The organism is Pseudomonas sp. HLS-6, assembly GCF_002753995.1.
Taxonomy (GTDB): domain Bacteria; phylum Pseudomonadota; class Gammaproteobacteria; order Pseudomonadales; family Pseudomonadaceae; genus Aquipseudomonas; species Aquipseudomonas defluvii.
In genome coordinates this window covers 2,440,194-2,455,414 of sequence record NZ_CP024478.1, presented here as the reverse complement: position 1 = coordinate 2,455,414, position 15,221 = coordinate 2,440,194, and the positions used below count along the sequence as shown (strand labels likewise).

Genomic DNA, 15,221 nt, shown 5'->3' with positions numbered 1-15,221 from the left:
TCCATGGCGCGCAAAGGAAGGCTCTGTAGGTATAGGCTAGAGTTGCGCAGGCATCCAACAAAACGAGGCAGCATGGCATTTCACAAACTGGCACACACTCATCCACGCTTGAGCGCAGCGGCTCTACTGGGCGCTATTGCAGGCATACTGATTCCCGCACATGACCTGATCCAGCACATCTTGATTGGCTGGAACATCGGTGTCTGGTTCTACCTGGCACTGGTGCTCTGGCTGACCCTGCGAGCCAACCCGGAACGGGTTCGCAAGGTGGCCAGCATCGAAGACGAAAATGCCGGTCTGGTATTGTTCACCGTGAGTATCGCCGCCATCGCCAGCCTGGCCGCCGTCACCCTCGAACTGGTCGGCAGCCGGGGCCTGGAGAATGGCCAACAGCTGTTGCGCTATGCCTTCACCGGGCTCACCGTAAGCGGTTCATGGCTGTTGATCGGCACTGTCTTCAGCCTGCACTATGCGCGGCTGTTCTACACCGATGAGGCAAAGGCACCCTTGTTGCGTTTTGTCGATGGCGAATGCAACCCCGATTACTGGGACTTCCACTATTTCTCATTCACCCTGAGCGTGGCCGTACAAACCGCCGATGTCGGCGTCGCCGGGCGTGAGCTGCGCCGCGTGGTATTGGCGCACTCACTGATCGGTTTTCTCTTCAATACGGCCATCCTGGGTTTCACGATCAATATTGCTGCCGGCTTACTGAGCTGACGGGCCCTGCCCCTCAAGCGCTTGCACCGCACAGCGTGCAATGCGCTGGCAGGCCAACACCAGTCGCGAACTGTCCAGTACCAGGCCCAGACGCAGATGCCCTGCGGCACTGGGGCCGAATGCATCGCCGGGCAACACCGCCACACCATGCTCTTCCAGCAGGCGCTCAGCGAAGGCCCGGGCACTCAAGCCGGTTTCACGGATATCGATCATCACGAACATGCCGCCATCCGGCTTATGCACACGGATTCCCGCACAGCCTTCCAGGCTGGCGCACACCCGGTCACGCCGCTCGCGGTAGGCTTCGCGCATCTGCACAAGTTCTGGGAGTTCGTGCTCCAGGGCCACCCGAGCCGCATTCTGGATGAAGTCCGGCAGGCCATAGAGCATGCACAGGGCCAAGTGCGTCAAGTGATCGGCCAGGGCTGGCGGACCGATCATCCACCCTACCCGCCAACCGGACATGGCATGGGACTTGGAGAGGCTGTTGATTGTCACACAACGCTCAGCCATACCCGGCAGGCTCGCCGGGCTGACATGTTCGCCGTCATACAGCAATTCGCTATAGACCTCGTCGGAGATCAGCCACAAGTCATGCTCAATACACAGCCGCGCCAGGCGCTCCCATGTGGCCCGTGGCAGGCTGGCGCCTGAAGGGTTGTGCGGGCTATTGATGAGCAGGGCCCGCGTGCGCGGGGTGATCAGCGCCCGGACATCCGCCGGTTCAATACAAAACCCCTTTTCGGGCTTGACCGCGACGGGCACCACCTTGGCCCCACAAGCACCGAACACCGCGTCATAGGTGACATACATGGGTTCGGCGACAATCACCTCATCCCCGGGATTGAACACGCATTGGGCCACGCCGTACAGTGCACACTGTGCTCCGGCCAGCACGACGACTTCTTGCGCATCCACCGCTCGCCCGCTGAGCCGTGCATGTCGGTGGGCAATGGCTTGACGCAAGGCCAGGCTGCCACGCACATCCGAATAATGAGTATCGCCTGCAGCAAGGCTGTCGACCGCCGCCTGGACAATCGACTTCGGCGTGTCGAAATCAGGGTCGCCAACCGACAGCAACAAAATGTCACGGCCTTGCTGCTGCAGTTCCAAGGCTCGGTAATGAATGTTCCAGACGGCAGCACCATCACCGGCTATACGTTGGGTCAGGGTTGAATACTGCATGGAAGGCTCCTTGACTGATGGCACACCTCGGGCGTACCGCTGGTCAGAAACCTCCAGGCGGGCATCCCAGCCGACTGCCGGTAAAAATAGCAGAATGCCGTGTGCCTGGCGGCTCAACCCCCAAAGACAAACGTTTGCGTTGAAAAACTATCCGAACGAAGGGCCATGACCAGGGTCAAAAATCCGGTGATAAACCGCGTTCAGGTCCCGGACAACCCCCCAGTGAATGCTATGGTTAGGGTCGCGCTGTACCCTGAGAAATAGCCAACACACCGTGTGACGCTGAAAATCAAGGAGGCCAGCATGAGCAAACTGACGTTTCCAAACGCCTGTCAGGTAATGCGTTGGCATTTCCATCCATTAGGCTTTGAGGCAAGCATGGATGCGCCCAGCAGCATGGTAGCCCGCCTGTTTGACCGCGCTACGGGCGAAACCTTGCTGGCAATTACCGGCATTCCTTGCGCCACCGTGATGCAGGCTACCGATGTCGAGTTGATCATCGAGGCCGTGGAGGCCAAGCTCGATGCCTTTGCACCGTCCAGCACCTTGCACTCGGCATGACAGCTAGGCCGGTACACCGGCCTGGCTGGCCGACTCGATTCTGGCCATGAAGTCTTCGGCGGACTGCGGCTGACCCAACAGATAGCCCTGCAGCGAGTCACAGCCCAAACGCGTCAGGAAGTCCTGTTGCCGATCGGTTTCCACCCCTTCGGCAACGATGCGCAAGCCCAGCGCCTGGCCCAACGCAACAATTGCCGAAACAATGGCCGCATCGTCGCCATCTTGTTCCAGATCACGCACGAAACCGCGGTCGATTTTCAGCTCGTTGGCCGGCAGCCGCTTGAGGTACATCAAACTGGAGTAGCCCGTGCCAAAGTCGTCGATCGACAAGTCCACGCCCATGTCCGAGAGCTGCTGCAATACCAGCAAACTGGCATCGGCATCACGCATGGCAGTGGTCTCGGTAATCTCCAGCGTCAGGGTATTGGGCGGCAAGCGATGCCGTGCCAATGCCCCGGCAACGCTCTCGACCAGGCTGGCATGGCAGAACTGGATCGCCGACAGGTTCACGGCGATACGCCAATCGGCATAACCTTGATCGATCCACAGGCGCATTTGCCGGCACGCTTCATTCAGCACCCAATCCCCGATGGGGATGATCAGGCCGGTCTTTTCCGCCAGCACAATGAAACGATCCGGCAGCAACAGACCGTGCTGTGGGTGCTCCCAGCGCAGCAGGGCCTCCGCGCCAATGGGCTGGCACTTCTGGGCATCGAACTTGGGCTGGTAGAAGAGACGAAACTGCCCCTGCTCCAGCGCCATGCGCAGATCCTGAAGCAATTGCAGCTGCAAGCGGGCATTGCTGTTCATCGACGCATCGAAAAAGCTGTAGCCGTTCTTGCCCGCGCTTTTGGCGTGATACATCGCCGCATCGGCATTGCGCAGCAGCTCGTGCTGATCGGTGCCGTTGCCGGGGTACAGGGAAATACCGATGCTGGCGGATACCTGAAGGTTTTGATCGCTGATGCGAAACGGTCGCGATATCAGGTTGACCTGCTTGGTCGCGACACCCAGGGCATCATCCGGCTCATCCAGTTCTACCAGCAAGACAAACTCGTCGCCGCCAATACGCGCCAAGGTATCCTGGCTGTGCAGGTGCCCGCGCAGACGCAAGGCAACCTCTTTGAGCAACTGGTCCCCCGTATGGTGACCGAAGGCATCGTTGACCGGCTTGAAGCCATCCAGGTCAATAAACATCAGGGCAAAACAGCCGCCCTGCTCCGCCACCTTGCTGATGGCCTGATCGATCCGGTCGGCCAGCAAGGTACGATTGGGCAGCCCGGTCAAGGTGTCATGCAAGGCCAGTTGGGTCAGTTCCTCGTTGGCCAGCGTCAACGAGCGCGCCAGTTCTGCCGTGCGCGCTTCCAGGCGCGCATCCAGCACCGACGTCAACAACTCCACGGCCAATACCGCCAGGGTGGTGATCAACACCAGATAATCCAGACCACTGCCGCTCAGACCGCCCTGGGCACCACAGAAACTGCCATCGGCGAAGTTGGCCGCGGCCATGCCGGTGTAGTGCATGCCGACAATGGCAATCCCCATCACCACGGCGGCACAGCCACGGAACTGACGAACATAAGGCGTGTGCAGGCGCAAGCGAAATGCGATCCACAGCGCCGCCGCCGATGCGCCCCCGGCGATCAGCAAGGAGGCCAAGAACAACACGGGGTCGTAATCGATGCCCGGCTGCATGCGCATGGCCGCCATGCCGGTGTAATGCATGCAACTGATGCCGGCACCCATGATGAGGGCACCCAGCCCCAACGTACGCCAAGGCAAGCGCGGCTGGCTGACCAGCCAGAGGGCGAAACCCGACGACAACACCGCAACCAGCAATGACAAGGCCGTCAAGGTGATGTCATACCCCAGCGGGATCGGCAGGCTGAAGGCGAGCATCCCGATAAAATGCATCGACCAGATACCAAAGCCCATGGCCATGGCCCCTCCGCCCATCCACAGGTGTACCGCACGCCCCTTGGCCGTCGCGATGCGGCCGGAGAGGTCAAGCGCGGTATACGATGCAAGGATGGCCACACACAGGGAAATCAATACCAGCGAGGGGGAGTAACTACCAATCAACATGAGGCCTTTGACAACCGGGTTGGAGGACCTGTGTTGAGGCCCGATAAAACCGATGATTGTACTCAAGCTTTAGCGAAACGCACGGAGTTTCAGTGGGTACGTTCCAACCTGCGCGGGCTGCGGCACCGTGCCAAAGCGGGCACCGTACCGCCACCCTCGCTGACAGAACCGTCAAGGCTGCGGGGCGAACGCCGTCTGTGTGTCCCAACCACCACCCAGGGCCGCGATCAACTGCACACTGGCCACCAGACGCCCCTGCAACAAGGTCAGCACACTGCGCTCATTGCTCAAGGCTGTGGTTTGCACATTGACCACATCCAGGTAACCAATCAAGCCCGCCTTGTACTGATTATTGGTCAAACGTAACGACTCGCGGGCCGAGGCCAGCGCCTCGTTACGTACCTGGGCCTCATCCTCATACACTTTCAACTGCACAAGGTAGTTTTCCACCTCACGAAAACCGTCCAGCACCGTCTGCCGGTACTGGGCGACGGTCTGGTCATAGACCGCTTCGGTACGGTCGACTTCAGCGGCACGCTTGCCGCCGTCGAACAAGGTCAAGGCCAGTTGCGGCCCGACCGACCAGAAACGGTTCGGCAGGCTGACCCAGTCATTGAAACTGCTACTGCTGTAACCACCACTGAGGCTAAGGCTAAGGTCGGGGAAGTAAGCCGCCTTGGCCACGCCAATACTGGCATTGGCGGCCATCACCTTGCGTTCAGCCGACGCGATGTCGGGACGACGCTCCAGCAGTTGTGACGGCAAGGCCAGCGGCACCTGAGGCAACGCCGGGATGCGATCGCTCGCCGCCAAGGCAAACTCGGACGGTGCCTTGCCAAGCAATACGGCAATCGCGTTTTCCAACTGGGCACGCTGCCAGATCAGATCGATCAGGTCAGCCTGGGTAGTTTTCAGCTGGGTTTGTGCCTGAGCCACGGCATCCTTGCCGGAGATGCCGGCACGGTACTGGTTCTCGGTCATTTTCAGCGAACGCTGGTAAGCCTCGACAGTCGCCTCAAGCAGGCGTTTTTGCTCATCCAGCACCCGCAGTTGCAGGTAATTCTGCACCAGCTCCGACTGCAGGCTCAGACGAATCGCCGCCATATCGGCCAGGCTCGCTTCAGCACTGGCCTCGTTGGCAGCCAGCCCCTCGCGCAGCTTGCCCCACAGATCAGCCTCCCAACTCACGCCCAGTTGGGTGCTGTAGGTATTACGGATACCACTGCTGTTATTGCTCAGGCTCGAGCTGCTGCTACCGGTGCCCTGGCTTGAGCGCGTCTTGCCGGCGCTCAAGTCAATACTGGGAAACAGCGAGCCGCGAGCACTGCGCACCAAGGCCTGGGCCTGACGGTACTGAGCCTCGTACTGGGCGACCGTCTGGTTGTTGGCATTGAGTTGCACGATCAGGTCGTTGAGCAGGCTATCGCGATACAGTTCCCACCAGGCGCCTCGGGCCAATGCATCGGACGGCGTTGCCGGTGTCCAGCCTTCGGCATACTTGAACGGCGCTTGCGCAGGGGTTTCCGGGCGCTGGTAATTCGGGCTCAGGGTACAGGCACTGAGCATCACCAGGCACATGCCGGTCGCCAGCAAGCGTGAGCCTCGAGCGGCCAGCAACTGCTGCAGGGTGCGGTCGGAAAGTAACGGGCGTTGAGTCATAGCGGGGTTTCCAGAGCAGCATCGGTACGCACGCCACGCCAACGGTTGAAGCGATGGCGCAGACGGTCCAGGTAGAGGTAGACCACAGGGGTGGTGTAAAGCGTGAGAATCTGGCTGAAGACCAGCCCACCAATGATGGTCAGGCCCAGCGGTTGACGCATCTCGGCACCCTCGGCACCGCTGAGCAACAGCGGTAGCGCACCGAGGATGGCCGCCAGGGTGGTCATCAGGATCGGCCGCAAACGCAACAGGCACGCGCGACGGATCGATTCTTCGGGGCTCAGCCCGTCATGCCGCTCCAGCTGCAAGGCCAGGTCGATCATCAGGATGGCGTTTTTCTTCACCACCCCGATCAGCAGGAACAGCCCCAGCAACGAGATCAGGCTGAACTCGCTGCCCACCAGGTACAACGTGAGCAAGGCACCGACCCCGGCCGACGGCAGCGTCGACAGAATGGTCAGCGGGTGAATGTAGCTTTCATACAGAATGCCCAGCACCAGGTACACCGCCAGCAGTGCGCCGAGAATCATGAACGGCTGGCCTCTCTGGCTTTCCTCAAAGGCATTGCCGGTACCGCCCAGCTTGGCGATCACCTCTTCGGGCAGGCCGACCTTGGCCACTGCACGCTCCACGGCGGCCATGGCCGCTTCCTGACTGTAGCCTTCAGCAATATCGAAGGCGATGTCTTCAGAGGCGAATTGCCCTTCATGACTGACCCGGTCGCTGGCCAGGCTGTTTTCATAGCGGGCAAACGCCGACAGCGGCACGCGCGCGCCTGCCGCTGTGATCACCTGCACCTGCTCCAGGGTACGTGGGTCCTGCGCGTACTGCGGGTTGACCTCCATCACCACCTGATACTGGTTCAGGCTGTCGTAGATGGTCGAGATCTGCCGCTGGCTGTAGGCATTGTTCAGCACCGCAGTGACCATGTTCATGTCTATGCCCAGGCGCTTGGCCTGTTCGCGATCGACCACCAGCGTCACTTGCTGGGTACCGCTGCCTTCACGCGCATCGATCGCGGTGAGCTCTGGCAAGGTCTTCAGGGCGGCAACAACCTTCGGGTACCACTCGCGCAACAAGGCCAGGTCGCCGCTTTGCAAGGTGTAGAGAAACTGTGAAGAGCTCTGCTCGCGCCCACTACCGCCAAATTGCAGGTCTTGATCCGCCATCAGGAACAAGCGCCCGCCCGGCACCTTGGGCATGTTCTTGCGCAAACGTTCGATGACTTTCTGTGCCGAGTCCTTGCGTTCTCTGATCGGCTTCAGGCGTACCAACACCATGGCGTTGTTGATGCCGCTGTTGCCACCGATGAAGCCAGCGACACTTTCCACCGCAGGGTCTTGGAGCAACGCCCGACGGTAGGTCTCCATCTTCGGCTGCATGACCGAAAACGACAGGCCATCGTCACCACGCACGAACCCCATGAGCTGGCCGGTGTCCTGCTGCGGCATGAAGGTCTTGGGCACCACGACGTAAAGGGCAATGTTCACACCGATGGTCAGCAACAGGCTGATGAGTGTCAGCCGACGATGACGCAGTGCCCAACCCAGGGTGCGGTCATAACCGGCCATCATGCGCTGGTTGAGTTGCTCGCTCCACCGCTGCAGGCGGGTCTGCTGGCCAACCGGGTGCGGCTTGAGCCAGCGGGCGCAGAGCATCGGTGTCAGGGTCAGCGACACCACCAGCGAGACGATGATCGCGGCCGCCAGGGTGATGGAGAACTCACGGAACAACGACTGAACAATGCCACCCATGAACAGGATGGAGATGAACACCGCCACCAGCGACACGTTCATCGACAACAATGTGAAACCCACCTCCTTGGCCCCGAGAAACGCAGCACGCATCGGCTCGATGCCTTCATCGATGTGCCGGGAAATGTTTTCCAGCACCACGATGGCATCGTCCACTACCAGCCCAGTAGCCAGGATCAGCGCCATCAGCGACAGGTTGTTCAGGGAAAAACCGCACAGGTACATGATTGCGAAGGTACCCACCAGCGATACGGGTACCGCCAGGGTCGGAATCAGCGAGGCGCGCAGGTTGCCGAGGAACAGGAACACCACCAGGACGACCAGGGCCACCGCAATCAGCAAGGTATGCTCAGCCTCCTTGAGGGTGGCCTTGATCACGGGCGAACGGTCCATGGCCAGATCCAGTTTGACACTGGCCGGCATCAGCGCTTCAAGGGCCGGCAACTGCTCCTTGATCTTCGCCACCGTCTCGATGATGTTGGCCCCGGTCTGGCGGTTGATGACCAGCAGCACCGCGTCCTGATCATTGAAAAAGCCACTGTTATAGCGGTTTTCCACGCCATCACTGATCTTGGCCACATGGCTCAGGCGCAGCACCGAACCGTCCTGGTAACGGATCACCAGGGGCTCATAATCCTTGGCCTCGTACAGTTGATCGTTAGCCTGAACCTGCCAGTTGCGCGCACTGTCTTCGACGAAGCCTTTGGGCCGGCGCTGGTTGGCGTTGGCGATGGTCTCGCGCACGTCATCCAGGGCCACGCCATACTGGTTAAGCATCTGTGGTTCCAGCTCGATGCGCACCGCCGGCAGCGAGCTACCACCAATCTGCACCTCCCCAACCCCGGGCACCTGGGACAGGCTCTGCGACAAGATGGTCGAAGCAAGGTCGTACAACTGACCTTTCTGCAACACACTGGACGTCAGCGCCAGCACCATGATCGGTGCCTGGGCCGGGTTGATCTTCTTGTAGGTCGGCATGCTTTTCATGCCGCTGGGCAACAGGTTGCGCGAGGCATTGATCGCCGCCTGCACTTCGCGGGCAGCGGCGTCGATATTCTGCCCTTGCTCAAAACCAAGAATCACCCGCGTTGAGCCCTGGCTGGACCGGCTGGTCAGGGTGTTGACCCCGGCAATGGCGCCCATCGAGCGCTCCAGCGGGGTCGCCACGGTCGAGGCCATGACCTCGGGGCTGGCCCCCGGCAAGTTGGCCGACACCACAATCACCGGGAAATCGATCTGCGGCAGCGGTGCCACCGGCAGCAAGCCGAAACTCACGCCCCCCAGCAGCATGATCGCCAGGCTCAACAGCATCGTCGCCACCGGACGGCGAATAAACGGGCCGGACAGGTTCATCGGCGGCAGCTCCAGTCCAACGTCATACCGGCACTCCCGCGGCACTGCGACCACTGAAACGCCGCGCCAGCCGATCGAAATACAAGTAGATCACCGGCGTAGTGAACAGCGTCAGCACCTGGCTGACCAACAGGCCTCCCACCATCACCAGGCCCAGTGGCTGACGCAGCTCTGCGCCGGAGCCCGTAGCCAGCATCAACGGCACAGCGCCGAACAGCGCCGCGAGGGTGGTCATCAAAATGGGCCGGAAACGCAATAACGCCGCTTCATAGATCGCCGTTTGTGGATCAACACCGCGGGTACGTTCAGCCTCCAGGGCGAAGTCGATCATCATGATCGCGTTCTTCTTGACGATACCGATCAGCAGGATGATGCCGATGATTGCAATCATCCCCAGGTCATGGCCACTGAGCAGCAAGGCCAGCAAGGCCCCGACCGCAGCAGACGGCAAGGTCGAGAGGATCGTCACCGGGTGGATGTAGCTCTCGTAGAGCACCCCCAACACGATGTACATGGTTACCACGGCAGCCAGGATCAACAACAAGGTACTCGACAGCGAGGCCTGGAACGCTTCGGCTGCACCCTGGAAGCGTGTCTGCACCCCGAGCGGCATGCCAATGTTCTGCTGCACCTGCTCAATCGCCTTGACCGCCTCGCCCAGCGCAACACCGGGCGCCAGGTTGAACGACATCATCACTGCCGGGAACTGGCCGATATGGGCAATTGCCAACTGCGCCTGACGCTGCTCGATACGTGCCAGGCTCGACAAGCGGACCTGCCCACCATCGGCGCTCTTGACGTAGACCTGCTCCAGCGCCTGTGGGCCAAGGGTGGCAGCGTCAGCAGCCTGCAAGACCACACGGTACTGGGTAGCCTGGGTGTAGATGGTGGAGATCTGGCGCTGCCCGAAGGCGTCATAGAGCGCGTTGGTGATGTCGGCAACGCTGATACCCAGGCGTCCGGTCGCATCGCGATCGATGATCAGGTACACCTGCAAGCCCTTGTCCTGCAGGTCGCTGGCAACATCAGTGAGTTCCGGCCGCAGGCGCAAGGCATCGACCAGCTTGCCGCTCCACTGCGCCAGCAACTCGGCGTCCGGCGATGACAGGCTGAACTGGTACTGCGTGCGGCTGACCCGGTCTTCGATGCTCAAGTCCTGCACCGGCTGCATGAACAGGCGCATACCGACCAGCTTGTCGACCTCTGGCTGCAGACGCTGGATCACCTGGGCCGCAGTCAGGTCACGTTCATTGTGCGGCTTGAGGTTGATCAACAAGCGGCCACTGTTCAGCGTTGCGTTGTCGCCATCAACCCCGATATACGACGAAAGGCTCTGCACCGCCGGGTCCTTGAGGATGATCGCCGACAAGGCTTGCTGACGCTCACTCATGGCGGCGAACGATACCGACTGCGGCGCCTCGGAAATCCCCTGGATAACCCCGGTGTCCTGCACCGGGAAGAACCCCTTCGGCACCATCAGGTACAACACGACGGTCAGGCCCAGGGTTGCCACCGCCACCAACAGGGTCAGCGGCTGGTGACGCAGCACCCACTGCAAACCCTGGCCATAATGACCAATCATCCAGTCGATCCAGGCGCCGCTAGCACGGTAGAAGCGGCTCTGCTCCTCTGCCTTGGGTTCACGCTTGAGCAGCCGCGCGCACATCATCGGCGTCAGTGTCAGCGAAACCACCAGGGAAATCAGGATGGCCACGGCCAGGGTAATGGCGAACTCACGGAACAGCCTGCCCACCACGTCGGCCATGAACAGCAGTGGGATCAATACCGCAATCAGGGAGAAGGTCAGCGACACCAGGGTAAAGCCGATCTGCCGGGCGCCCTTGAGCGCAGCCTGCAGCGGCGTTTCGCCTTCTTCGATATGCCGGGAGATGTTCTCCAGCATGACGATGGCATCGTCCACCACAAAGCCGGTGGCAATGGTCAGTGCCATCAGCGTCAGGTTGTTGATCGAGAAGCCCGCCAGGTACATCACCGCGAAGGTGCCGATCAATGACAGCGGCACGGTGATGGAGGGAATCAAGGTGGCGCTCAAGCGACGCAGGAAGACAAAGGTGACCATGACCACCAGGGCGATGGCGATCAACAGCTCATACTGTACGTCCTTGACCGAGGCCCGAATGGTCTGGGTACGGTCAGTGAGTATCACGACATCAAGGCCGGCTGGCAGGTTGTCGGTAATCGACGGCAGCAGGGTCTTGATCCGGTCGACCACCTCAATGACGTTGGCCCCCGGCTGGCGCTGAATATTGAGCAGCACTGCCTGGTTCTGGTTGGCCCAGGCCGCCAGACGCTCGTTCTCGGCACCGTCGACGATCTCGGCAACGTCCTTGAGCCGCAACGGCGCGCCATTGTTGTAGGCCAGGATCAGGTTGGCGTATTCCTCGGGCGAACGCAGCTGGTCGTTGGCGTCGAGCATCGACACCCGGGTCGGGCCGTCAAAGTTGCCCTTGGGCTGGTTGACGTTGGACGCACCGATCAATGTACGCACATCGGCCAGGTTAAGCCCGGCCGCCGCCAGGGCATCGGGGTTGACCTTGATGCGTACCGCCTGGCGCTGGCCGCCGGCGATGCTGACCATCCCTACCCCGCTGATCTGCGCGATCTTCTGCGCGACCCGGGTATCGACCAGGTCATTGAGCTTGGGCAACAGCATGGTTTTCGAGGTGATGGCCAGGGTCAGCACAGGGGTATCGGCCGGGTTGACCTTGTTGTACACCGGTGGCGCCGGCAGGTCGCTGGGCAGCAGGTTGCTGGCAGCGTTGATCGCCGCCTGCACCTGTTGTTCGGCGACATCCATGTTCATGTCCAGGCTGAACCGCAGGGTCAGCACCGAAGCACCGCCCGAGCTGGTGGAAGCCATCTGGGTCAGCCCGGGCATTTGCCCGAACTGGCGCTCAAGCGGCGCGGTGACAGCGCTGGTCATCACCTGAGGGCTGGCACCGGGATAAAGCGTCATGACCCGAATGGTCGGGTAATCGACCTGCGGCAAAGCCGCCACCGGCAGCAACCTGTAGGCGATAAGGCCCGCCAGCACGATAGCCAGCATGCTCAGTGTGGTCGCCACCGGGCGCAGGATGAACAGCCGCGAGAGGTTCATGCGCCCGCCTTACCCTTGGCACCCTGAGCACCCGGGCGCGCCGAGGCATCCTGCTGCTCCTGCCCCTGCAAGTGCTGGCCGGGGGTCGCTGGCACCTCGGAACTGTCATTGACCACATCCACATCACTGCCATCACGCAAACGGTCGGTGCCTTCCAGCACCACCCGCTCGCCCTTGGCCAGGCCCTCGATCACCACAGTGTGCTCACCATCGCTGGCACCGACCTTGAGTTTGCGGATGCGCACCTTCTTGTCGCCGTCCATCACATACACGAAGGAGCCCTCGGTACCGAACTGAATCGCTGCCGACGGGGCCAACACCACGTCTTTCAGCGTATCGGCCAGCAAGCGCACATTGACGAACTGGTTGGGGAACAACACTTCGTCCTGGTTCTCGAAGCGTGCCTTGAACTTCAGGGTACCGGTCGTGGTGTCGATCTGGTTGTCCAGGCTGCTCAGCACCCCGACGGCCTGCTGCTTGAGATCCCCCCGATCCCAGGCCTCCACCGCCAGCTTGGCGCCACTGCGATAACGCGCAAGCACCGTCGACAGTTCGGCCTCGGGCAAGGTAAAGGCGACGGTGATCGGCTGGGTTTGAGTGATGACCACCAGCGCCGTGGTGTCGTTGGCCGCCACCAGGTTGCCGACATCAAGCTGGCGCAGGCCAAGACGACCACCGATCGGCGCACGGATCTTGCTGAACTCCAGGTTCAGCCTGGCATCGCCAACGGCCGCCTGATTGGTCTTGATGGTGCCCTGATACTGCTCAACCAAGGCCGCCTGGGTATCGAGGGTCTGCTTGGCGATGCTGTCTTCAGCATAAAGGCCCTTGTAACGCTCCAGGTCGATCTGGGCATTTTTCAGTTGTGCCAGGTTCTGCGCCAGGGTGCCTTCTGCCTGTTGCAAGGCGATCTGGTAGCTGCGCGGATCGATCTCAGCCAGCAGATCACCGGCTTTCACCTTCTGCCCCTCCTGGAAGTTGACCTTTACCAACTCACCGGCCACGCGGCTGCGCACGTTCACCGTGTTGGTGGCCGTAACCGTGCCCAATGCCTTTAGGTACACCGGAAAGTCCGCCACGGTAGCAGGCGCCACACGCACCGGCACCGGCCCACCAAAGGCCCCGAAGCCCGGTCGACCGCCCTTTCCTGGCGCCATACTGGTGTCTTTTACCGGTGTCGAAGGCCACAGCCACCAACACAGGCCGACGACCAGCAACAGGATCAGCAGGCCAACGAGCCAGGGACGAGGGGAACGGGAAGCAGAAGCATGCATTGGGTGATCGACCATTGTGCGCAGGGATATCTTTTGAGAAGGCTGAACGATAAGCAGATGAGACCGTTAAGCAAAGCGCCTTTACCGGCAATTTACTTAGCGCTGACAGAGGCAAGATGCTGAACTATAAATAAAAACGGCCTGGACGAAGGCCAGGCCGTTACAAACGCTTGCAAATCCATACGCCTTGATCGCCGGTATTACCGGCGATGGCGTCGGATTACTTCAACGTTACTTCAACGCAGCCAGGGCGGCGTCGTAGTTTGGTTCTTCGGCGATTTCCTTGACCAACTCGCTGTGCAGCACCTTGTCGTTCTCGTCCAGAACCACTACGGCACGTGCCGTCAGGCCAGCCAGTGGGCCGTCAGCAATGGCAACACCGTAGTTTTCGATGAACTCACGGCCGCGCAGGGTCGAGAGGTTCTTGACGTTTTCCAGGCCTTCGGCACCGCAGAAACGGGCCTGGGCAAACGGCAGGTCAGCCGAGATGCACAGCACAACGGTGTTGGCGACATCGTTGGCCTTGGCATTGAAGGTGCGCACGGACGTGGCGCAGGTCGGGGTATCGACACTCGGGAAAATGTTCAACACTTTGCGCTTGCCGGCGAAGTCTTTCAGCGACACATCAGCCAGGCCAGCGCCGACCAGGCTGAACGCAGGTGCCTGGGTGCCAACCTGCGGCAGTTCCCCATTGACCTGAACCGGATTGCCTTTAAGAGTCACTTGAGCCATGAACGGAGTCCTTATGCGGGAGTTGAGTAAAGGACCAGAGTTAACCACGAAAGTGCCCCGTCACCTATGGGCAGACAAAAATTGTTGAGTTTTCAGACAATTCTTGTAGACAATCTGCAAGCTTAAACCCGGCCCTCGGCATACTGTTCGCCCAATTAGCGGGATTGGTCAAGCGCCCTCAAACACGCACCCTCCTGATGAAAGCAGGCATGTCCATTCGCGATGTCGGGCCTGATGCCCCGTTCCGCCTTTACGGCGTGTCACTCTTGTCGGGCAAATGTGACCAAAACCCTCGTCCCAACATCCGGCCCTCCGCTGCGCTGCGCTGCGGGTTCAGCGTATGAAAAAAGCACTGCCGGAAAGGCAGACGCCTTAGTGGATAGAGTGGATTTCCTGCATTGGCTTTTTTGTCAGTGCGCGCAGTAGCAGGCGCTGCAGGGTGTCCCTTCAGGAGGCTGAGTGGAGCCGTCGCGTAGTGGGGTGCGAGGCAGGGATGCCTCGCAAGTGCTGATGGGCCATGGATGGCCCGTCGGCGCGCCCACACGGGAGCGATGGCGTAAGGAAGGAACCCGAAGCGCAGCGTAGGGCCGGATGTCGGGACAGGGCGTTTTGCCCACTTTTGTGCCGTTCAAAAGTGGGTCGCCGTAAAAGGCGAAACCTGTCGGTGGTGCCACTGCAGGGAATGGATATGTTCGCGAAGGCGAGTGCCACCCACCACAAACACGCCCACCAAACCTGATGAAAGCAGGCATATCCATTCACGATGTCGGACCTGATACC

Annotated in this window: 9 protein-coding genes; 2 read left to right on the top strand and 7 right to left on the bottom strand. The window is 60.7% G+C overall.

All coding sequences use genetic code 11. The annotated features are described in order from the left end of the window. The first annotated feature begins 72 nt into the window (after positions 1–72). Positions 73–720: a DUF1345 domain-containing protein gene (locus CS390_RS11645; RefSeq protein ID WP_099774511.1), complete on the top strand. Its 648-nt coding sequence runs from the start codon at positions 73–75 to the stop codon at positions 718–720. Here the strand turns inward: CS390_RS11645 and CS390_RS11640 are convergent. Continuing rightward, positions 709–1,905, bottom strand: coding sequence for a pyridoxal phosphate-dependent aminotransferase (locus tag CS390_RS11640; RefSeq protein ID WP_065757872.1), 1,197 nt, complete (start codon positions 1,903–1,905; stop codon positions 709–711). The two genes, CS390_RS11645 and CS390_RS11640, sit on opposite strands and share 12 nt — an antisense overlap. A 303-nt stretch (positions 1,906–2,208) precedes the next feature. Between CS390_RS11640 and CS390_RS11635 the strand changes: the two genes are divergently transcribed. After that, positions 2,209–2,466, top strand: a complete 258-nt coding sequence (locus CS390_RS11635) for a DUF1652 domain-containing protein (protein WP_065757871.1) — start codon at positions 2,209–2,211, stop codon at positions 2,464–2,466. Positions 2,467–2,469: 3 nt separating this feature from the next. Here CS390_RS11635 and CS390_RS11630 read toward each other — a convergent pair whose 3' ends face one another. The 6 genes from CS390_RS11630 to tpx form a co-directional block, all read right to left on the bottom strand. Then, positions 2,470–4,551 (bottom strand): bifunctional diguanylate cyclase/phosphodiesterase, encoded by a 2,082-nt coding sequence (locus tag CS390_RS11630; protein WP_099774509.1) that lies wholly within the window; start codon positions 4,549–4,551, stop codon positions 2,470–2,472. 171 nt (positions 4,552–4,722) lie between these two features. Next, positions 4,723–6,210, bottom strand: coding sequence for an efflux transporter outer membrane subunit (locus CS390_RS11625; protein ID WP_065757869.1), 1,488 nt, complete (start codon positions 6,208–6,210; stop codon positions 4,723–4,725). Beyond that, on the bottom strand, positions 6,207–9,317 hold the full coding sequence (locus CS390_RS11620) for an efflux RND transporter permease subunit (RefSeq protein WP_099774507.1): 3,111 nt from the start codon (positions 9,315–9,317) through the stop codon (positions 6,207–6,209). The genes CS390_RS11625 and CS390_RS11620 overlap by 4 nt, the downstream gene beginning before the upstream one ends. Before the next feature lie 22 nt (positions 9,318–9,339). Further along, a complete protein-coding gene (locus tag CS390_RS11615) occupies positions 9,340–12,435 on the bottom strand; it encodes an MdtB/MuxB family multidrug efflux RND transporter permease subunit (RefSeq protein WP_065757867.1) in 3,096 nt (1,031 codons plus the stop codon). Beyond that, complete coding sequence (locus CS390_RS11610; RefSeq protein ID WP_099774505.1) at positions 12,432–13,724, bottom strand: MdtA/MuxA family multidrug efflux RND transporter periplasmic adaptor subunit; 1,293 nt, start codon at positions 13,722–13,724, stop codon at positions 12,432–12,434. Before CS390_RS11610 ends, CS390_RS11615 begins: the two co-directional genes overlap by 4 nt. 216 nt (positions 13,725–13,940) lie before the next feature. After that, positions 13,941–14,441: a thiol peroxidase gene (gene tpx / locus CS390_RS11605; protein WP_099774504.1), complete on the bottom strand. Its 501-nt coding sequence runs from the start codon at positions 14,439–14,441 to the stop codon at positions 13,941–13,943. Between the last annotated feature and the right edge of the window lie 780 nt (positions 14,442–15,221).